Annotated in this window: 11 protein-coding genes; all 11 read right to left on the bottom strand. The window is 41.1% G+C overall.

The features are described from left to right. Positions 1 to 259: 259 nt before the first annotated feature. Positions 260 to 4354, bottom strand: coding sequence for a hybrid sensor histidine kinase/response regulator transcription factor (locus tag BUB08_RS03345; RefSeq protein ID WP_175549935.1), 4095 nt, complete (start codon positions 4352 to 4354; stop codon positions 260 to 262). A 521-nt stretch (positions 4355 to 4875) separates the two neighbouring features. Beyond that, on the bottom strand, positions 4876 to 5550 hold the full coding sequence (locus BUB08_RS03340; RefSeq protein ID WP_083570557.1) for a GDSL-type esterase/lipase family protein: 675 nt from the start codon (positions 5548 to 5550) through the stop codon (positions 4876 to 4878). Positions 5551 to 5585: 35 nt separating this feature from the next. Beyond that, the gene (locus BUB08_RS03335; RefSeq protein WP_072998952.1) at positions 5586 to 6920 is read right to left on the bottom strand and encodes an MFS transporter; all 1335 of its coding nucleotides are present in this window, start codon (positions 6918 to 6920) and stop codon (positions 5586 to 5588) included. Between the two features lie 380 nt (positions 6921 to 7300). Next, complete coding sequence (locus BUB08_RS03330) at positions 7301 to 8944, bottom strand: ribulokinase (protein ID WP_072998951.1); 1644 nt, start codon at positions 8942 to 8944, stop codon at positions 7301 to 7303. Between the two features lie 65 nt (positions 8945 to 9009). After that, positions 9010 to 9903, bottom strand: coding sequence for an HAD-IIA family hydrolase (locus BUB08_RS03325; protein ID WP_072998949.1), 894 nt, complete (start codon positions 9901 to 9903; stop codon positions 9010 to 9012). Between the two features lie 5 nt (positions 9904 to 9908). Further along, positions 9909 to 11225 (bottom strand): sn-glycerol-1-phosphate dehydrogenase, encoded by a 1317-nt coding sequence (locus BUB08_RS03320; RefSeq protein WP_083570556.1) that lies wholly within the window; start codon positions 11223 to 11225, stop codon positions 9909 to 9911. A 111-nt stretch (positions 11226 to 11336) separates the two neighbouring features. Then, the gene (locus BUB08_RS03315) at positions 11337 to 12572 is read right to left on the bottom strand and encodes an MFS transporter (protein WP_072998947.1); all 1236 of its coding nucleotides are present in this window, start codon (positions 12570 to 12572) and stop codon (positions 11337 to 11339) included. Between the two features lie 581 nt (positions 12573 to 13153). Next, complete coding sequence (locus BUB08_RS03310) at positions 13154 to 14473, bottom strand: Ig-like domain-containing protein (protein ID WP_217651549.1); 1320 nt, start codon at positions 14471 to 14473, stop codon at positions 13154 to 13156. Between the two features lie 140 nt (positions 14474 to 14613). Then, complete coding sequence (locus BUB08_RS03305; RefSeq protein ID WP_072998943.1) at positions 14614 to 16389, bottom strand: RagB/SusD family nutrient uptake outer membrane protein; 1776 nt, start codon at positions 16387 to 16389, stop codon at positions 14614 to 14616. Positions 16390 to 16400: 11 nt separating this feature from the next. Further along, positions 16401 to 19679, bottom strand: coding sequence for a SusC/RagA family TonB-linked outer membrane protein (locus BUB08_RS03300; RefSeq protein ID WP_217651548.1), 3279 nt, complete (start codon positions 19677 to 19679; stop codon positions 16401 to 16403). A gap of 37 nt (positions 19680 to 19716) precedes the next feature. Next, a complete protein-coding gene (locus tag BUB08_RS03295; RefSeq protein WP_072998939.1) occupies positions 19717 to 21207 on the bottom strand; it encodes a collagen binding domain-containing protein in 1491 nt (496 codons plus the stop codon). Between the last annotated feature and the right edge of the window lie 281 nt (positions 21208 to 21488).

The raw sequence follows: 21488 nt of genomic DNA, 5'->3' as shown, positions 1-21488 counted from the left end.
TGAGCAGGGTCTTTAGCAAAAAACTTTGGTATGGGGACAACACTCATTCCAAATTTATCCGTGTTGCATTGCTCAAAAAGGCACAATTTTTCATAGAGTCCATAGCTACTCCGAATAAGTGCCTTTCTGAAAATAAAATGGGGACAAATAGAAACAAAAGTATTCTGGGCGATTAACATGCTCCTATCTAATAAACATTCTTATTACTATTCCTTTTTTGCCAGACATATGACCAATCATAATTATACTACCTTCCAATTCAAAACTGCTTTTGACCATTTTGATACTCACTTGGTGTAGCTCCATATTTCTTTTTAAAACAACTCCCGAAATAACTTAGATCATTAAAGCCGCAGTTGAAAGCTACTTCAGAAATAGTGAAAGAACTATTTTCCAGCATTTTGGCTGCATTTCCTAAACGTATACTCCTGATAAACTCATTTGGATTGAGTCCCAATACATTCTTCATCTTTCGATACAACATAGAATTACTTGCGTTTAAACCTTTGGACAAATCCTTTACAGAGAACTCAGTATTCGATAAATTTTTCTCAACAAGTCTCTTCGCTTTTTCAATAAACTGTTCGTCAATCGGGGTTATTGCTATTTTATCCGGAACAAGATTTAGCCCGGTAGAGAATGCTTGCTTCAACTTTTCACGCTGCATTAAAAGAGAAACGATCCGCACTTTTAGCAATCTCATATTCAAAGGTTTCTCGATATAAGAATCAGCTCCTACCTGATATCCTTCAAGTCTGTTTTCGTCACCTGTTTTTGCAGTTATTATAATTACTGGAACGTGACTAATTGAAAGATTAGATTTAATCGATTGACACAACTCCCATCCGTTGAGTTTAGGCATCATTACATCTGAAATAATCAAATCTACATGAGTAGTCATTACAGTTTTTAAAGCGTTTTTGCCATCTGCAACCTCCAAAACTTTAAAGTTATCCCGAAGTGAATCTACTAGAATTTTTCTAAAATCATCATTATCATCTGCTACTAGAATTGTAAAAGGCTCATGGGACTTTAAAAATTGTTGAATTCTTTCTTCTTCGACGACATATATGTCATCTCTACCGGACTCCATGCTGTATGCGAGATTAGTTTCATCTTTATTCAGACTTGTTGCGTCAATTAGTTCTTCTGAGACAGGAAGTTCAACTAAAAACTCGGTTCCTTTTCCAAGTTCGCTCTTTACTGTTATATTTCCACCTAACAAATCGACTAAGCTTTTAGTTAGATTCAGTCCAATACCAATACCTGAATCCTCTGTTTTTCCACTTGTACTCGAGCTATAAAAGCGTTTAAACAGATTTTTCATTTCATTTTCACCAATTCCTTTACCTGAGTCTTTTATTACTATTGTTACATAATTTTTATCTTCTGACTCTTTGAGCACACAACAAACCTCTCTGCCAGAGTCGGTATATCGAAAAGCATTTGACAACAGATTATGAATAATTATCTCCAGTTTTTCCCGATCCATTATTCCTTTTAGCCCCTTTTGCACATCAACAACAAGTTTCATTTTACGTTTTTCTGCCAATATTCTAAAGTTCCCTGCGCAGCACTCTACAAACTCGCTCAAATTTATTGTCTCAAGCTGTATCTTCATATGTCCGGTTTCCACCTTCCGAAATGACAATAGCTGACGTATAAGCCTGTTCAAATTAAGAGTGTTACGTTTCATCATACCGAACAATTCAGCAGAGTAGTCCTTTCTTTCTTCTATTCGTTCAATAACAGATAATAGTATTGATAGTGGAGTAAGCAATTCGTGTGAAATATTAGTAAAAAACTGCAGTTTAAATTGATGGAGCTTTTCTGATTCCGTCTTTTCTATTTCTCGTATATCGAGCATTTGCTTCACCCTGATTGACTTAAGTCGCTGCCAATAAAAAACAAAAAGCACTGACAGCGCAAAAATTATATAAAAAGCTATCGCCCACCACGTTTTATAAAATGCTCTGACCACTTCAACTGAAATCTCGACCGGTGTATCGTTCCATACTCCCATACTATTTGAACCTTTAACCTTAAAGACATAATTCCCTGGCGAGAGATTACTGTAGTTTGCACTTCTCATGTTCGCCTCTACGTATTTCCAACTCTTATCAATCCCTTCCATCTTGTATGCAAAATGATTTCCTTCGGGAAACAAATAAGAAAGAGATGAAAAGACAACATTCAAATCGTTTTTCAGATGAGTTAGTTTTATTGCGTTGCGTTGCCCCTGTACATACGGATATTTTTCTCCCTCAACTAATACTTCAGTAATTACAACTGACGGTTTATGCTGATTTGTTGTAATTTTCAGAGGATCAAAACGATAAACACCATTAAAACACCCTATACTAAAAATACCGTCAGAATCTTTAAAAAAGGCTCGTGGAATAAACACATTACCCTGAAGTCCATTTAGATAGGAAAAAGATTTCACTGACGTATCACCCTCCTTGTAACTCAACCGGGCCAGTCCTTTGTTGCTTGTCAACCAAATATTTCCATAATTGTCTTCATTAATAGCGTAAATGACATCTCCAAGTAAAGTAATATTAGCGTCATAGGGATTTATTAAACTATCATTAGAATCCAACAACATTAATCCATTTCCACACGTTCCGACCCAAACACGACCTTTGGAGTCCATATATACAGTATTTACTTTTAAGTCCTTATCTCCATTCCACCTTTTTATCTCAAAATCGCCTTTATGAGGTGACAGTAAAAAAAGACCGGCTGCTTTACTTCCGACAATATAATTATCATTTCGCTTAATGATACCGGTAAAGTTCATTGGGCCAAGAACCCCCAAATTAGATTCTGCAAAATTTACCTGTTCAATAAATATTTCATTATTATCTCCCTGATGGATCCTATGCAGTCCGTTCTCTGTACAAGCCCATACGGTACCATCCGGCTCTGAGTACAAGCAGGAAACCTCACGCCCTGTAAAGCTTTCACTATGAACAGTAGAATTTATAAAGGTCACTTGACCTGTTCTAGATTCCAATTTCAAAATCCCGTTGTACCTGGTTCCAATCCATAGTGCTGAATCTCGATCCCACAAAAATGCTCTCGCGGTATTTAAATCAATATAATTAGCTATCGTTTGGTACTTAGGGAGTTGTTTATAAGAATGAAATTTGCTCGTTAATGTATTATAGGAAACAAAACCTAAACTCGACACACCAAATAAAAAACAATTTTCATGGTCAATCGCGATGGCATGTACAGCCTGTTTCTTTACTCTGGAATCTATATCAGGAATTTCAATATGCTCAATGTCATTCGCTTCTATGTGGGTATAATAAACACCTCCTCCCTTAGTACATAGCCAAATAAGTCCTTCTCTATCGCGATATACATTCTTTATCTCATTCACTAGTATATCTCCTGGCAATTTTGAGTACTGAAAACGAATAATTTTTGAATTTTTCGTTAATGGATAACGAATTACAGCAACACCTTCGGGCGTTCCTATCCAAATGCCATTGTATTCATCTTCAATCATACTATGAATAATATCCCCGGGAATAGTCCGGCTATCATCTGGAACTGAGTTAAAACGTTTTATTACTCGAACTTCATCCGGCGAACCAATATCCAGCACATAAATCCCTGAAGACCATGTCCCTGCCCACATATACCCGTGACTATCGATCATTAAAGAAACCACTGTGTTTTTATAAACAGCAGCGCTCTTATCATTAAAAATTTTATATGCAGTGAAAGATTTTTTATCTGGGTTCAATTTAAGCAACCCGCCCTGCCAGCTTCCTGCCCAAATTCTACCTTCATTATCTTCTTCTATTTGCTTAATAATAGCTGTGGTTAATCCATTACCTTCCTTTGGCACTATCGACTTTATCTCTGTATTATTTGCATTTAAAATATAAAATCCCTGGTCGGTAGCAATATAAATATATCCGTCGTTACCCAGATGGACATCTGAAACAACAACTCCATTTAACATACTTGTCAAATTTTCGAAAATCGGTTCCAACAAATTATTAAAAGCGTAAAAACCATAGTCTGAACAGATATAGATTCCTCCGTTTTTATCGGATTCTATTGCATTTATATTAAGCCCGTACAACTTACCGATATCTGGATAATTCTTATAACTCTGAAATTCATAACCGTCGTATCTTACTATTCCCTCTGATGTTGAAAACCACAGGAACCCATTTTTATCTTGATGAACAGAATTTACAACATCAGAGTTCAGTCCGTTTAAACTATTTAAACTATTAAAAAATAAATTAGAATAATCCTGCCCTTGGGCGTAACCCAAAAGAACAAAATTACAATAGATAAAAACTATGAGATATGGAGTATTCTTCAATCGGACCATATAAAATTAGCTAACTGGCTTATAAAAATTGAAAGTAAAAAAAATTATCGACATTACAACTCCACTAATTTTTTCGAAATGCAATTCTAATAAAAAGGAAAAAACAAAAAGGCTCTCTCAAATGGGTATTTCATTTACGTGCTAAATACATTACGTGCTAAACACATAGAAAAGGTAGAACCTTTTCTTCCGCACACCCAATAAAGAACCTCATTAATACTGCTCGAACTAATGCAATTTATGTGGTTATTTCTGTCTCATACCTGTTTAAAACACTGTTATAAAAAAGCAACTAACAACAATATGCTTTGGGCTTTTTATTGAAAAAAGGGTTAACAAGAAAAAATAATTTGTTTAATAATGTGACAAAAAAAATAGAGAAGAGAAACTTTGCAAAAAGTCCTCTTCTCTATTTTTGTATACATTTTAATAGCAGCTACAGATGTGCTATTTGCAGCAAAGTTTCGCAAACATTAGTTTGCCTGGGTTATCTGCAAAAAATAAAAAAGCAATTAGTTATTGACATAATGTTCCAGTAATTCTTTCCACTTCAAATAACCCTCTCCCATCAAATGGAGTCCGTCATTGGTGTAGGCAGGATTCAATTTTGCGCCCGATTCATCTGTAAAATGGCTAAAAAGGTCGATGTAGCTTATCCGTTTCTCGCTGGCAAGAACCACTAGTTTCTTGTTTATTTCGGGCACCATCATCCATCGCGAAGCATGTTTTTTGTAGTTATCGAATGCATCATTTACCGGCAGCACGCTTTGCAAATAGAGGCGCGTTTTGGGAGATTCCCGTTGAATTTGTTCTATAATCAAACGAATGTTACCGACAATTGAATCAACAGAAATGCCACGCGAAGCATCGTTAATTCCGATTAAGAGAAATATTTTAGCAGGGGTTCCTTTAACAATGGGATCCAGACGGTTCAGAATTCCACTGGTAACATCACCGCTAATTCCCCGGTTTTTCACACGAGGGTTATCAAAAAGCTCCGCCCATTCTGCTCCGTCGGTAATGCTGTTTCCCAAAAAAATAATATCCTTTTTGCTGGTTGGCAAATTTTCAAACAAACTGGCTCTGCGTTCCCAGTAAACAGAATATTTCCGTTCTTGTGCCAATGTCGTTTTTCCCCAGGCAAAAACAGTCAAAAAAATCAGCAGATTAATAACTCCTGTCTTCATTGCTATTTCGTTTTAAATGATTAATGTTCTTCTAACTAAGCTGTCTTCTCTTCAATATAACCTGAGTTCCAGGTAAAAGCGAAAAAGACGGTAGCGGCAACTCCGGATATAACCAGAAGCAGGAATCCAAGCGACCACCCGTGGTGAGTTACCAGGTAGCCAAGTCCCCAGCCCGACAAAACCGTACTCAGGTAAGCAAACAACCCGGTAAGCCCGATTGCTGTGGCAGCCGCCTTTTTAGTAGCCAGGTTAGCAGCAATAATTCCGACCAGCGCCTGCGGACCGTAAATAAAGAACCCGACAACGCAAAGTAGAATTCCGTAGAAAAACGGACTTTCGTTGGGCAGTTTCCAGAAAAAGAACACTGCTACCGAACAAATGGCCATATAAATAAGAGCAGCACGTCCTCCGCGGCCTTTAAACACCTTGTCCATCATCCAGCCGCTGGAAAGCATTCCCAAAATACCGAACCCTTCGTAACCGGCTACCAGCCACCCTGCTTTCTGCAAATCAACTCCTTTCATTTCTGTCAGAAAAGTTGGCCCCCAGTCGAGAATGGCGTACCGGATAGTATACAAAAAGAAATTAGCCAGACAAAGAAACCAGATTGCCGGGTTCCCAAATACATGTTTCCTGACAAAGCGCTTGAAATCGCCTTTTTCTTCCTCTTCTTCAACGCTCACCTCTGCTTTCTCGTTTTTATAAACTTCAACAGGCGGAAGCCCCAGTGATTCGGGGTTATCGCGATGCCGGTTCAGAATAAAAAGCACACCAACGAATGCCAAAGCCGCCGGAACAATAAAGCAATAACGCCAGTCGTAAACCACCAAAAAACTATTGAGCAATAAAACCAAAGCTGCACCAATAGAATGCGAAGTGTTCCACATGGCAAATTTAACGCCGCGTTCTGAAGGCGAAAACCAGTTGGTTAAACTGTTGGCACAGGGAGGAAATCCCATCCCCTGGAACCAGCCATTCAGCAACCAGAAAATACCAAACGCCAACACGCCGCTGCTTAAACCGAACAGCAAACTCATTGAGGCCGAAAGGAACAACCCCAACGCCATAAAATACCGCGGATTGGTCTGGTCTCCAAAAAAACCGTTAACGAATTTTGAAATGCCGTAAACCACTCCGTGCAAGGTCAGAAAAAGCCCAAGGTCAGCCTTCGAAATTCCCAAATCAGCCTCAATGGCAGGCATTGCAATCGAAATATTTTTCCTCACAAAATAAAACATCACATACCCAATCATCGTTGTGTAGAGCACACGTGTCCGCCAATATTTGTATTTCGATTTTAACTCACTTTGGTCGGTAATGGTTTGCTCCCTTTCGGGAGCCGGCTTTAGAAAACTCAATATATTCGTCATCGTTCTAATTTTATTTTTTATCAGATTTGTTTTTTCTTAAATACTGCAGCATTGTTTTATTGCATTCAGGAACAAGCCAGTAATTTTTCCTGATTAAAAACGTTTGTCCCCATGAAGCCAAACTTTTCATCCAGCACTTCACAGGGTGCCGAGTAGCCGAAAAAATTCAGTTCCTACACTATCCGTCGGGTTCCAATCAGTTTTTCAAACGTAATTAGCAAGCCGGCCGTCAATCCAATCGCCGGGCAATCTGTCAACATTACCTCGTCTGCGAATATTGTCTGCTGCCTTTTTCACTATTTCAATGTTATTCACTGTTATCCCTTTTTCCTAAGTTTACAATTCTTTCTTTATTCTTTTGCGCCCGATTTCTCTGCCAGTTACTTTTTGTATTTCAGGTATTCCTGATATCTTTTCTGATGAATCGCTGCAAATTCGTTTCGTGGGTAATATACTTTTGAAAATCCCTGCCCCATCGCTTCCTGTGCTTCCTCCACGCTTCTATAAACTCCGGTTGCTACTGACGCAAACATTGCAGCCCCCAGTGCACATGATTCTTTTGCATTGGTAATTTTAACCGGTAGCCCCAGTACATCGGCCATGGTTTGCATAACAAACGACGACTTCTGTGCAATTCCGCCGGCACCAATCACTTCATTCACTTCCATTCCATTTTCGGAATAGCGATCCACAATCGCTTTTAATCCGTATACCGAAGCATCTACAAGAGCTTTAAAAACACCTGGTGCATTGCTACCCAAGTGCAAGCCGGTTATTGTTGCTTTTACCAATTCATCTGCGTCAGGCGAACGACGCCCGTTAATCCAGTCGGTTGCCAAAACCGCATTGGAATCAACCGGCAATTTTTCGGCTTCGGCCGTCAGCCAGGGGATCATCTGCTCCCGTATTTCATTTAATAAACGTTCGCGAGAATTTTCATCCAGCCAGCCGGAGTGAGGCAAGAGCTGCTCCAACGGACCAACTAACAACTCCTTAAACCAGGCATACAAATCGCCAAAAGCAGGTTGTCCGGCTTCAAAGCCAATCAATCCGGGTAAAACAGAGCCATCTACTTGCCCGCAAATTCCCGGAACTACAGAAGCACCTGTTTTTTCTTTTTCGGCCACAAGAATATCGCAAGTTGATGTTCCCACAACACTCACCATAAAGCCGGGTTTTATCTGAGCGCCCACTGCTCCTACATGGCAATCTACTGAGCCAACAGCAACTTTAACATTGGCGGGAAGCCCGAGCTTTGACGCCCATTCTTCTGTCAAGGTTCCAATTGCGGTATCGGCAGTGTAGGTTTCGCGATAAGGGCAAAACAAAAACCCGGGAAAGTCGGGCGCCAGTTTCTGCATAAATTCCGAAGAAGGAAGGCCTCCCCACTCTTGGTGCCACATTGCTTTATGCCCACCGGCACAACGGCTGTATTTTCGTTTTTCGGGATTATTGATTCCACACAATAAATTAGGCAGCCAGTCGCATTGTTCGATCCACGAAAAGGCCTGTGCAGCAACTTCTTTATCGTTTCTCAACAGATGAAGTACTTTCGACCAGACCCATTCCGAAGAGTAGCGCCCACCAATGTATTTATTATAATCAACCGGCCACTGATGCACCAGTTCATTTATCTCTTCTGCTTCTTTTACCGCGGTGTGGTCTTTCCACAAAGCAAACATTGCATCCGGGTTTTCGCGAAACTCAGGCAATAAAGCCAGCGGAATGCCGTTAACATCGGTCAAACAGACTGTAGAACTAGTTGTGGCAAAAGCAATTCCGGCAATGCTATCTTTTTGCTCACGGGTTGCGTTTTGTAGCATTTCTTTCACCGCTCCTTCGAAGGCTTCAACATAATCAGAAGGATGCTGACGATACCTGTTTTTCTCCGAATCGCAGTATTTGCCCTCCATCCATCGCGGATAGAAACGCGTTGCTGTTGCGCAAATCGTTCCGGAATGAGCATCAACCAATATTACCCGGCAAGAATCCGACCCAAAATCAGCTCCAATAACCCCTTTCATTCGTCAATAATAATTTAGTCTAATGGTTACTACGAACTCACGCTTTTTTTTTAGATGTAACTCTCTTACACGTTCGTTTCATAATCTCGGCTAATTGCCCGCGACCGTTTTAAAAGTTCTCCAAACGTCTCAATGGTAGGTGTAACCAGGTTTGGCCTGGGCACAGCCTTCATTGCATCTTCTTTGGTTGCTTCTCCCGACAACACCAGCACACCTAAACTATTGGCACGGTGCGCCATCAGAATATCTGTATAAATCCGGTCTCCAACCATTGCCACTTCTTCATTTTTCAGGTGATGAAGTTCCAAAATACCATTAAGCATCTCGGGCTGAGGTTTTCCCAGAACAACGTCGGGCTCGCGGCCAACTGACTTTTCGATGGCAGCACAAATGGAACCGCAGTCAACCAAAACCACAGGCTCATCTGTCGGACACACATAATCGGGATTGGTAGCGACATACAATTTATTTTGCGATACCCACCACGCGGCGCGTGACAAGCGGTCGTAGGCCAACGTTAAATCGAACCCTACAACAACAGCGTCAGGCTCCTCCTTCGGATCGTTGGGAACAGATACGAAACCTGCCAGTTCAAACTCTTCAATCATACTGGGGGTACCCAGAATAAAAAGCCGTTTTACTTCAGGATGATGTGTTTTTAAATAAGCAATCGTGGCCTGCGCTGTGGTATAAATCTCTTTTTTTGTCGCCACAACGCCCATGCTACCCAAATGCTCCAGGTAACCTGCGGTGCTTTTCGACGGGTTGTTGGTTAAAAACGAATAACCAATTCCCATTGTAGTTAAATCGGCCAAAAACTGCTTTGTGTAGGGGAACAACGTATTCCCCTTATAAATAGTGCCATCCATATCCAGAGCCACATGCTTAATATTTCGCAAGTGAGCGTACAACGCCTGCTCATCCGGAAAGGATGATAAAAATACTCTCTCGTCAAACATAATTACTATTCAAATATTTCTTCCTGCCACTGCTCCAAGTAGCCTGTTCTTACTGCAATGTCTAAAATGGTGAAACGGGACCGGATATGCGAAGCCCTGATAAATGAACCTTTCATGCGTTCACGGGAAATTCCTATTTGTTCCGGTTCAACCGGTGCACCAACAGCACGCAGTCTTTTTTCAACTTCTTCTGAAGGAACCAACTGTTCGCTTAAACGCTTTTTCAACTCGGGCCAAACAGTTTTCAGTTTCGTTAACTGTTCTTTTAAAGCCTTTTTGTTGATGTACTTATTTTTTGTTTGCGTTAATGCTGTTTCCAGAAAATCGGTATCCTTAAATCTCTCTGTTATCTTCTGTTCCCAAACCGGCCATTCGCACCACTGATTACAGCATGCATCCACATCCAGCGTTTCGAACGGAGTCTGAAGCATTTTCTCATACAAGCGGGTAATTGCTAAAGTGGCAATGCCAACCTGAAATCCGTGAGACGGCGTTTCCCCATTGTATGTATGATGTTCCATATTCCACAAATGGCTGAACTGATGTTCTGCTCCGGATGCCGGCCGGCTCGATTGAGACCATTGCATGGCAAAACCGCCTAAAATCAGCCCTTCAACCAGCGGAGTAATGGCATTTAACTCACCAGCTTTTGCGCCTATCGGATCGGCCAATGCTTCTTTCAGCCCATCCTGAACAATTGACCAAGCCCGTGCATCGATTGGTTCCACGCCTAGCGCATCGGCAATAATCCAGTCAGCTCCGGCTGTTACTTTTGCAAATAAATCGGCGTAGCCAGAGGCGGTCATTACCGGCGGTGCCTGCCTTATTACTTCAACATCGGCCATAACAGCCTGGGGAGCCGGGCACGAAAAAGTTTGTTTGGCACCCTCAAATGTGATGGAAGCGCCAAATGCAGTGTATCCGTCCATTGATGCAGCAGTTGCAACACACATGTAGCGCCTTCCGGCACGACTAGAGGCCAGCTTGGTCAAATCATTCAATGTACCGGAACCAACGGCAACCGGAATAGCATCGTTTTTCTTCAGAAATTCTTCGAGCTTCTCTACTTTTCCAAATTCCGCATAGGGCTTGGGCTCATCGTAAATAAACGGCTCCATTTCTGTTAATCCATCCTTTTTCAGGCATTGGTACACCTTTTCTCCTGCAACCTTAAAAGTGGTCTGGTCGCACACCACAACAGCCTTCCGCCCTTCGAAATTTGCCCTAAACAAATCGGAAACCTGCGCTATAATATTCCGGTCAATAATTAAAGCCCGCGTATCCCGGGCCGATTCCAACGCTTCTTTTACATTCAGTTTCATCTCTCTTAAAATTATTTAATTCTTTCAGCAACAAACAAAATCCACACACTCTTCACAATCCCATTTCAGTGAAATCTATTCTGTTGCACACTTCTATTGAAATATTATATACTAAATTGTTTTTGCATTATTCGGTAATGTTATAAAGCGGGTGAGCACGGCACTCAACAAATAGAGTCCGGCAAGCAGCCAAATCACACCCTCACTTCCGATCAATTTATAAAACACACCCACCAGCAGCGGGCCGACAAAAACCGGAAGTCCCGCTCCTAAATTCAAAACTGCCATTGCAGCTCCTTTATCGTCTTTAACCAGAGACGGAACCAATGCTGAAAGCGGCACGTAACCGGCGAGTAAAGCTCCCCACAAAGTTCCTGCGGCCATTACAATCCAAAAGTTTCCATTTCCAACCAAAGGAGAATAATAAAACAGTACCGTGCTTATTGCGCAACCAACTCCACCAAACCAGATAATGGTATTACGCCACCCGACACGGTCGCCAACAAACCCAAAAATCAGGTTAAAAATGATGTTACCAGTAAAAATGGTTCCCCAAATCTGCAACCATTCGGTGGTGCTAAAACCATGCTCTGCCATATACATAGGAAGGAACACAGGAAAAGCAAACTGCGCCGTTGTATTGATCACCCGGACGATTCCACCCAGTAAAACTTTCGGCTCGTCGCGCATGATGGTAATTCCTTTCATCAAATCTTTCATTTTTGAATCGGCTTGCTTTCTCTCCAACTTTTTGGATTTATTTAAAACCAATGCAAAAAAAGCCCCTATTAGCGCCCAGAATATACTTGTCCACAAAGTTGAAATATGACCAAACCGAACAATTGCCCAACTGGAATAATAGGCGCCTAGCACATTGAGCCCCCCGGTAAAAACAAACCAGAACCAGCCAACAGCACGCCCCAACTGCTCTTTTGGAGTGCCATAAGTTATCCACACCAAAAAGGCGTAGGCAAACAAAGGATATCCAAAACCACGAACAGCATATGCAATCAACATAACAGAATAATTCAAATCAGGAATTCCAAGTCCAACAAAACCGACTGTTCCGAGCAGATAAAGCAGCAAGCCGTAAAACATAGTTCTTCGGGCGCCATAGGTTTCGGCCAACACGCCTGAAAACCACGAAGAAATGGCGATTGTTATCCCATATACAGTAAATAAAGCGGCAGAAGCTTCTAAAGTCAATCCCCGCTCAACCAGATACGGACTCAGCCACCCCTGTTCAATCCCATCTCCCATCATGAAGATTAAGACCCCAAGGTATCCCCACGACAAATGCCCGGGCAACCCAATATGATTAAAAAACGCTTGTGATTTATTTTTCATCTTTTTAATTGAAAGTGATGATTAATTCATCAAATCGATAAACTATTCTGAATCGATACTGCAATTATTCCAAATCCCCCCAACAAAATTAAAGCTCAGAAAAGATTACTTCTGTACAAAAGAGTTTGCATCCTTATTTTGATTGCTATTTCTTTCGAAAAACAAAACTACAACCTCCCAAAATCAGTTATTCCTAAAACTCTCCCATCCCACATTTTCACCACCGAATCAAAAGGAACAGAGCAAACTTTTTAAAAATTTCCTTTTCTTTCTTTTCATACACTTATTACATGCAAACATACATAAAAAGAAATCAAAGACAATCGTTTTTATGCTTTTTTATTAAATAAGTCCTTGAAAAATCAGACAAAAATATCACTCCCACATAAAAGAAACCGCCCGGATATAGTTACACTCCGGACGCAAAGGAGTTATACAATTGCTGCTCCTATATCGATACAAAAAACATTTGATATAAACCCAATAAAAAAATTCGTTCTGAAAAGCGTTTGTATTGATGCATCGTTTTAGACAATCATATTTTAATGACAACAAAAAAAAAGCCTAACCAAAATCGCATCTTACCTGTAAACGAGAATATTTGCCTTTCGCTTATCATCAGTTGACTTGGAGGCAAAACCCAAATAAACTCCGTCATTTTTTACTTTGATCCCTTCGGCCTCCATATACCCGGTAGCGGTAATCCCATATTTTTCCAAATCATTCAAATCTGATATGGCCTGAATCTTCGTTTTTATTTTTACCAGGGTTCCGTCCATGGAAAATACCGAAACAAATGCATTTGACGGTCCACTGGAAACAGTATTCTCATTTCCCTCGCCTTCGTAGAAATACAAATAACCATCAGCAACATCAAAGCCCTGAAAAGCATAATACCCAGTTTTTTCAGGACTAACAGATTGCGACACCTTAAAAAAACTAACCGGAGTTAGTTTGCCAAGGTTCTTTACTTTTAATGTTCTTTTTTCGGTTTGCTCCATTGGCCCTCCTGCCTCTTCGCCACCAAAAGTCAGTGCAGATAAGGTAACCTGCTCTTCGGCCAACGCCTTTGCCTCACTTAGTTTATAAAAATAAAAATAACGAAATGGGTCGCCCCCACCAGAGGTGGTAACGGCAAGCAAATCATTTTCCACGTCAACTGCCGGATGAATGTTTGTTTTTTCAGGCAGATAATAAGTTTCTCCTGAATATTTTTCAGCAACTCCGCCGGCCTCATATTTTAACCGCGAAAAAGTTTGATTACTCCCGTACGAGCCGTCACTTTTTTTGGTACCGTTACTGTTTATCCAAACATACGCGTTGCTTCCTTGTTCTTCGATAGCCATATTTGTTCCGTGCCCAAAATATTTTAGTTGCATGTAGTCGGAATACGGCTGGTTTGCCTGGCCTCTCACCACAAAAATAACGTGCGGCAGTCCCCCTCCGAGCTGATCATAAAAAACAGTGCCGTCTTGAGCAATATCAAAACATTGAATTACCGTATTGCGAACCAAATATGTTCCCTTACTGTATATCAATTCGTTTGAAAGCTGACTCCCAATTTTATCCAACGCTTTTTTTAACACAAATACATTAACAGAAGAAGTAACTTTACTTTCAGACAGCAGAACCGTAATTTCAGCAAAACCGGCTTTTTTAGCCGAAACAACTCCGTTTCTATCTACAGAAGCTACTGATTCATCAGTTGATTTCCATATCAGTTTCATCTCAGCAGGAACCGTTTCTTCCAACACAAGCTGAAAGGCTTCTCCTTCACTTACAAACCAGTTTTCCCGAGTAAAAGTTAAAGCCTCCAAATCGGAGGTGCTATTCTTATCACATGAAATCAGCCACAAAAACGGGAGCAGAATAACAAAAAACCCAAAAATTTGTCTACACATAATCATATAATTTTACACATCAGATCAACCCATAAATGAACGACTAACCAAAACAGGAAATGCAGGACAAAACTTGCCTGCATTTCGGGATAGCAATTCTTATGAACCTGATCTTGCTTTCCAATATAAATTTTAACTTATTATTCCCATCCTTCATTTTGAGGCAAAAGGTTTGGATTAAGGGTAATTGCTGTTTGCGGAATCGGGCGCAAATATTTTTTGTCCGACCAGCTACGATCAACGCCCCACGCCCAAATTAAATGTCCTTTATCTCCTTCTGACAACCTGATATTTGTTCCGAGTATGACATATTTCACTCCGCTTGTAGTGGTAGATGGTTTCGCATCAACAATGCAAACATCTGGTTTTCCGTCGCCGTTCAAATCATAGTTTACATCTTTTGCAGGAATATAAATTCCTTTCCAAAGCATATTTTCTGACGCCAGCAAATCGCCACGTTTCCATCGCATTAAATCCTGATAACGGAAGCCTTCGAAACACAATTCAATTCCTCTTTCCCTTCTGATTTCCAAGAGATACTTATCTGAAATTCCGGGAAAGAAAACACTTTGTAAATAATCATCGGCTACCTGCGGTTCAGCGCCCGAAACACCGGCACGTTCTCTCAGAATCCTAATGGTTTGATTCCACTCCGCCGGACCAAATTCGCCCAATTCAGCTTTGCCCTCTGCATAATTCAGAAGCACTTCTGCATACCGGATAATTGGTATATTATTGGTGCACTGCCCTTGTCCGTCGTGCCAGGAATCATCTAAACTCCACTTTTTAATATGATAACCGGTAAGTGTCACTGCAAAATCAGGAGGAGCAATTGTTCCGTCTTCCCTGAAGTACCCTTCGGTACGAATAGTCTGACTCAAGCGGTAATCCCGGTTTTTCATCTCATCGTAAAACTCAACTTCGTCGTAATTTGGCTTGTCAGTAAACCGGCTGCCATCCCGCATCAGGTAGGTATCAACAAACTGTTTAATCAACGACCAACGACTACCATTTGTTGGAGAGTTGAAATTCCAGGTTAATTCGTGCCAGACCCTCGACTCGGTATTCATGTTACGGGCGAGAATTACTTCCCTTGCAATTTTGGGCATTCCGGCTAAATCTTCTGCAACAAACAGCGCACGGTAATCACTCTCAGGATTTCCGGTGTTGTACAAGCCATATTGGCCCGACTCAATCAATTCTTTTGCAGCAGATGCAGCTTCTTTCAGCCAGGTATTGGCATCGGAAAGCCCCAGCTCCGTATGGTATTTCCGGTAAGTACCTTCATACAAACAAATTCTCGATTTCATTGCCAGGGCAGTAAACCGGTTCACCAGACTGCTGTATGTATCTTTAGTTTCCCTGATGTGCGTAGCGGCAAAAGTAATGTCTTCCATAACTTTATCCATTACAAATTCACGGTTATCCCGTGCTTTTTTCAAATCAGGGTCATCCGGATTTAGCGCTTTATCGTACCACGGAACTGCCCCAAAAGTCTGAACTTTATCCAGGTAAAATACAGCTCTCCAATACCTGGCAATACCGATGTAGTGATTTAATACCTCTTCAGAAACAGGAGTTTTCGGTGCATACTCCAAGAAATAGTTGATGTTACGCAACGCACTCCAGTTTCCAACTCCCCACCCCGACTGGTCAATAGAACTCCAGTCTCCGGAAAGAAAAACAGAAGGACTGTTAATGGCGGCATAATCAGAAGTTCCGTCGGCCTTTGCAACGCCATTGGCTGTTGGCAAATTATCTTCATAAAATGAATACGAATAAATTTTCAGGTCGTTTTCTGAGCTAAAAAACGTAGAAGCATTCAACTGGTGTATCGGCTCTTTTTCCAGCATATCTTCACAAGCAGCAAACACACCACTCATGAGAACCAACATATATATTATACTTTTTTTCATAAGGCACTTATTTAGAATATTATGTTAACTCCGAATGTGATGCTTTTCAACATCGGATAACTATAGCCATTTTCTCTATTGGAATTACTTGCCTGATCAGGGTCGCCAGACTCAATTACTTCAGGGTCGAAATTAGTGGTATGCTTAGTCAAGCCTGTCCATGTCCACAAATTTTCACCTGTCACATAAAATTTCACCGATGTCAGTTTTATGTCAGAAACAAAATCAGCAGGTAAAGTGTAATCCAGAGTTACTGATTTTAAACGGACATAAGCAGCATTCTGCAGGTACCTGGTATTTTTGACTCCCATTGGTTTGCTGGAAGAATTTGCCATATAAGACCTTAAACGCGGCCAATAAGCATTGGGATCTTCATTTACACCTTCAATCCACATATTTCCAACTTGGTCAGTCGGATAATATCCATACTGACGGTTGTACTGTCCCCAGAAATATCCCGATTCGATGTCGGGGTACCAATCTTTTTTACCAACTCCCTGAAAGAATGCATTCAGACCAAAACCGCAGTAGTTTCCTCCCAGGTTGAACCCAAACTGATACCGTGGCAATTCGTTGCCGATTATGCTTAAATCACCGTGATCATCAAGAGTATTGGCTCCTCTATAAATAATATCATCATCATCAAGATTTTTAAACTTCAGGTCACCCGGAAGCAACATTTTCCCTTTTGAAACCGGTATTTTTGACTGGTCGGCATGAGCGGCAATTTCTTCTTCACTTGTAAACAAACCTTCAACAGTGTATCCCCAAATGTCGCCCAATTTTTGGCCTTCGTAATAAGAACTCAGCAACATATTCTCGTTGCCAAGGTATTTTGTTATCCAACTCTGACTGTCCCAAAGCATGAATTTGGCATTGTATGCAAAGTCTCTTCCAGCCAGTTTAAAACGATTTTTCCAGCCTATTGTCAATTCCCATCCCAGGGTTTTCAAATCGGCATAATTACCTTTCGGGGCATTTGCTCCGAGCGTTTGCGGAAGCTGAGGCCCGGTAACATACATATCAGTAGTATTTCTTCGGTACCAATCGAACCCTAAATTAAATCTGCCTTTAAAAAGGTCAGCATCAAGACCGACATCATAAGTTGTTGATTTTTCCCAGGTCAGATTATCCGGAATGAGTGTTGGCAAATCGGTATAAGTTTGAAAACCCCCATCGAGCAAAAGAGATGTTTTTCCAACATCCATCAATTGCAGGTAAGAATACGGGCTTACATTACCGTTACCCAGAGTACCGGCGGAAGCTCTCAATTTCAGATTATCTAACCAATCTTTGGTGCCTTCCATAAAACCTTCGTCTGAAATGCGCCAGCCCAACGATGCCGAAGGGAAAATACCCCATTGTTCGTTGGTCGGGAATTTGGAAGACCCATCGTAGCGACTACTTACCTCGAAAAGATATTTTCCTTTATATGCATAATTTGCCCTGAAAAACACTCCGATAAAAGCCCAATCGATACTTCTTTCTTCCATCACGTAATTTATACCATCCATCAGAATGAAGTTTGGTTTATCTGGATACAAATACCCGTCGCGCCTATTGTAAATATTTCTTCGTGTAGAAGACTCCACATTGCCACCAACCAAAATATTCAACGAATGATTTTCACCCAGATTTGGAGTATAGTTACCGGTTAAGTTCGAAGCAAAATAATTTGTTTCCTGATTCCACATCCTTCTCAACGACTGTCCTTTTTCGGCATTTTGCCCGGGGCCTTCACTATAGGGAGCGTAGCGGTTAACACGGGTACGCTGGTAATCTTTGTAACTGTAGGTAAAATCGCCTTTAAATGTCAAAACATCTTTTACCGGCGTATAAGTAGCCCCAACAGTATTCCGCACGTTCAGCGTATTATCATCCTGAAAAGATGTTTCATTATGAAAATCTCCTACTCCGTTATAAATAGAAGAATAAGTATAAGTACCATCGGGATTGAACATCAGCGCCATGGGATACCCCTGGTGTTCGAGGTTTCGCTGCACCAATTCGTCGGCATATGACATCAGCGGGTAATGGTATTTATTGTTGTCCATTGAAAAGTTATTATCAATGGTCAGTTTCGGACTCACCTTAATTTGTCCTTTTGCCCTAAAATTATAGCGTTTCAGATCGTCTGAATTGTAACGGTAAATTCCGTCCTGGGCGAAAAACCTTCCCGAGACGTAATAACTTGCCACATCGTTTCCGCCATTAATACTCAATTTGTGGTCGGTTCCCTGCGTCCAATCTTTGTACAACAACTGATTCCAATCTGTATTTCCAAAATATTCGTAATTCCCGTCGCTATTCACCCTTACACGCGGAAGCTCCGGATTATCGTTTCTCCGCTTTAATTCTTCGTACCACGACCGGGAAAACGGGAAAACATTATTGATTGATGTTGGGTCAGATGCAGAATAATCGTTGTAGCCATAATATGCATCTAAAAAAGAAGTTGTCCATTCGTAACCGTTGGTTACAAACGAAGGCTTCACTGTTCGCGTTAAAAAGGATGCGCTTCCGTCGTAATTTACGCTGAGTTTTCCTTTACCTGCTTTTTTTGTTGTAATAAGAACAACCCCAAATGTTCCGCGGGCGCCATAAACCGCCGCAGAAGAAGCATCTTTCAACACCGAAACACTCTCAACATCCTGAGGGTTTAACGTACTGGGGTCACCTTCAACACCATCAATCAAAATCAGCGCATTACCTCCGGCTCCAATGGAAGTTTCCCCTCGGACGTTGTAACTGGTTTCCCGGTTAGGTTTTCCATCCCTCATGCTGATATTCAGGTTTGGAATTTGCCCCTGCAAACTACGTGTTATACTTGGCGTTGCACGACTTTCAAGCGTTTCGGAAGTAACCTGATCTACGGCGCCAATCAAATCTCTTTTTTTAGCTGTTCCGTAACCAATAACAACAACCTCATCGATGTCTGACATCGTGCTTTCAAGTGTTACGTTAAGACTCGACTGGCCATTAACATCAACAGTAACGGCTTTGTAGCCAATATAAGAAAATGACAATTTTGAATTCTTTTCAGGCACCTGAATGCTGAACTTCCCTTCCCAATCGGTAACAGCTCCAATGGTAGTACCCACAATCTGGATCGACGCGCCAACAAGCGGCTCTCCTTTTTCATCACTGATTACTCCCGATACTGTTAAGTCTTGCTGAGCAACGGTTGCTGACGGGAAAGAATACCCGTTCCCTTCCGCGCGCAGAGTCAGGCTCCCCATCAAAAAGATGAAAAAAGCCGAACTCAATATTATACAATTAGTTTTATGCATTAATTTCATGATAATCAGAAATATAATTTTATTGATATTACTTATCTACAAAGACGGTACAGTCTGCCGAATTTTCAATATCAGCAACCGATGCTCCGGGGTAATCCTTCATATTAAACAGAAAAACGGCACCACTTCTTGGAGTAAGCCATTCGTTCGGAGTAACCTTTCCTCCCAGCTTAATAAAAGTACCTAAATCCTGAGCTCCAACTGGGAACAAATAAGTATTGGAACCTTCACCGAACAAAGCCTGTTCCTCTCCGGTATCAGAGTTCGTCCGGCTGTATATATCGTTATTAGGCATTTGATATGCCTGATAGGTAACAGATGTTCCGTAAAAAACGGCATCCATCGGAACAGTGTTCTCATCCACATTTGTTCCCTTAAATACAGCTATTCCATCCGGTGCACTTTTTGTTACAGAAGACTGTGATTTTCCGGTGCCATTTCCCATAAGGCCGCTTCCGTTCTTCATAGCTCCATTGCCATTTCCTCCGGCTTGAGCAGCATAATCAATGCCCCAAAATACGTCTGCGCTCAATTGAGGACTAAGTGTTAGTTGATAATAGCTACAAATAGCCCGGGCGCTTCCGCCAACATAGAAATATTGTCCTTTTTTTACCGAACCGGTCGTCAGGTTTATCTGATATACTTTTTTGCTTGTTTCATCGTATAACCCTGCAGCCCATCCGTATTCTGTAGGAGTAGTGGTATTTGTAAAAATAATACTGTAATTATTTTCGGCGAAACTAATGTCTTTCAGCGCCATCAGTTGTACATATTCGTACTGTCCGGGATGAACAAGACCATCCCCGGAAACAGCTCCGGCTTTAGGACTATCGGAACCACGCGGATCATGCACAAAACCTGTTATCACAATATCAGAGCTATGGAAAATTTTCTGAACAAGGAAAGTCTCAGTATTTTTCTCTGCAGCACCAACGGTTGACTCTGCCTGATCGAAAACAGACAAATTATCGTCGTCGTAAACATAAACCAAATATGTTCCTGCAACGGTCTTTGCAAATTCAACTTTCCCCTCAGTATTCGAAAGTCCTTCCTTCAATGTAATGAGGTTATCTCCATCTCTTGTCAGCAATTCCACTTTGCGACCAGAAATCGGATTCCCCTTATTATCAACCACAACAATAGTAAAAGTATAATTAGCAATACTTACGTCTAACGACCATTCTACATTATTGGAAGCATCTTCGTTTGTAACAACTATGTTTGTTATTCCCAACTCTTCTCCGTTTGTTCTGAAAGCTTTGAATGTATATTCTCTGGGCTCCAAACTCTGGAGGCTCGCCTTTCCAAGAACAGAAGTAAATGTAGAATCCACTACAAAATCAGGTTTTATATCAGAATAATAAACCTTTACCCAAACATTTGATAACGGAATTCCCTCCGTATTTGTCAAAGACAAACTGCAATTGTTGATCTCCGGAATTGCCGGATCTTCAAAATTATCGCAGCCGTAATACAGTAATACTGTAGTTAACATTAGCAATGCAAAAATTTTCTTCATAAAATGATTTGTTTAAATTCTATTAGCAAGATTATTCAAAATCAATTGTATATATACAATGCCGGGCTTTATACCAGACCAATTGCATATTAAAATATATCTAGAGCGATGTAACACTTCAAAAACCACACATCCCCTCATAATCATTCACTTAGCACTTCATAGATTTCCACCGGCCGGTCAGACTCCACAATGTCAGGCTTTGCGGTTAACGCTTCTGCATATGCCTTCCGGCGCTCTTCTTTTGTTTTCAGCTTATCAATGGTGGGGGCATAAGAAAC

The organism is Mariniphaga anaerophila (assembly GCF_900129025.1).
Lineage (GTDB): Bacteria > Bacteroidota > Bacteroidia > Bacteroidales > Prolixibacteraceae > Mariniphaga > Mariniphaga anaerophila.
This window is presented reverse-complemented; position numbering and strand designations above follow the sequence as displayed.

Excerpts from the sequence above, each read along its gene's own strand:
- BUB08_RS03340 (WP_083570557.1), bottom strand. The coding sequence starts at position 5,550 with ATGAAGACAGGAGTTATTAATCTGCTGATTTTTTTGACTGTTTTTGCC.
- BUB08_RS03335 (WP_072998952.1), bottom strand. The coding sequence starts at position 6,920 with ATGACGAATATATTGAGTTTTCTAAAGCCGGCTCCCGAAAGGGAGCAA.
- BUB08_RS03330 (WP_072998951.1), bottom strand. The coding sequence starts at position 8,944 with ATGAAAGGGGTTATTGGAGCTGATTTTGGGTCGGATTCTTGCCGGGTA.
- BUB08_RS03325 (WP_072998949.1), bottom strand. The coding sequence starts at position 9,903 with ATGTTTGACGAGAGAGTATTTTTATCATCCTTTCCGGATGAGCAGGCG.
- BUB08_RS03320 (WP_083570556.1), bottom strand. The coding sequence starts at position 11,225 with ATGAAACTGAATGTAAAAGAAGCGTTGGAATCGGCCCGGGATACGCGG.
- BUB08_RS03315 (WP_072998947.1), bottom strand. The coding sequence starts at position 12,572 with ATGAAAAATAAATCACAAGCGTTTTTTAATCATATTGGGTTGCCCGGG.
- BUB08_RS03310 (WP_217651549.1), bottom strand. The coding sequence starts at position 14,473 with ATGTGTAGACAAATTTTTGGGTTTTTTGTTATTCTGCTCCCGTTTTTG.
- BUB08_RS03305 (WP_072998943.1), bottom strand. The coding sequence starts at position 16,389 with ATGAAAAAAAGTATAATATATATGTTGGTTCTCATGAGTGGTGTGTTT.
- BUB08_RS03300 (WP_217651548.1), bottom strand. The coding sequence starts at position 19,679 with ATGCATAAAACTAATTGTATAATATTGAGTTCGGCTTTTTTCATCTTT.
- BUB08_RS03295 (WP_072998939.1), bottom strand. The coding sequence starts at position 21,207 with ATGAAGAAAATTTTTGCATTGCTAATGTTAACTACAGTATTACTGTAT.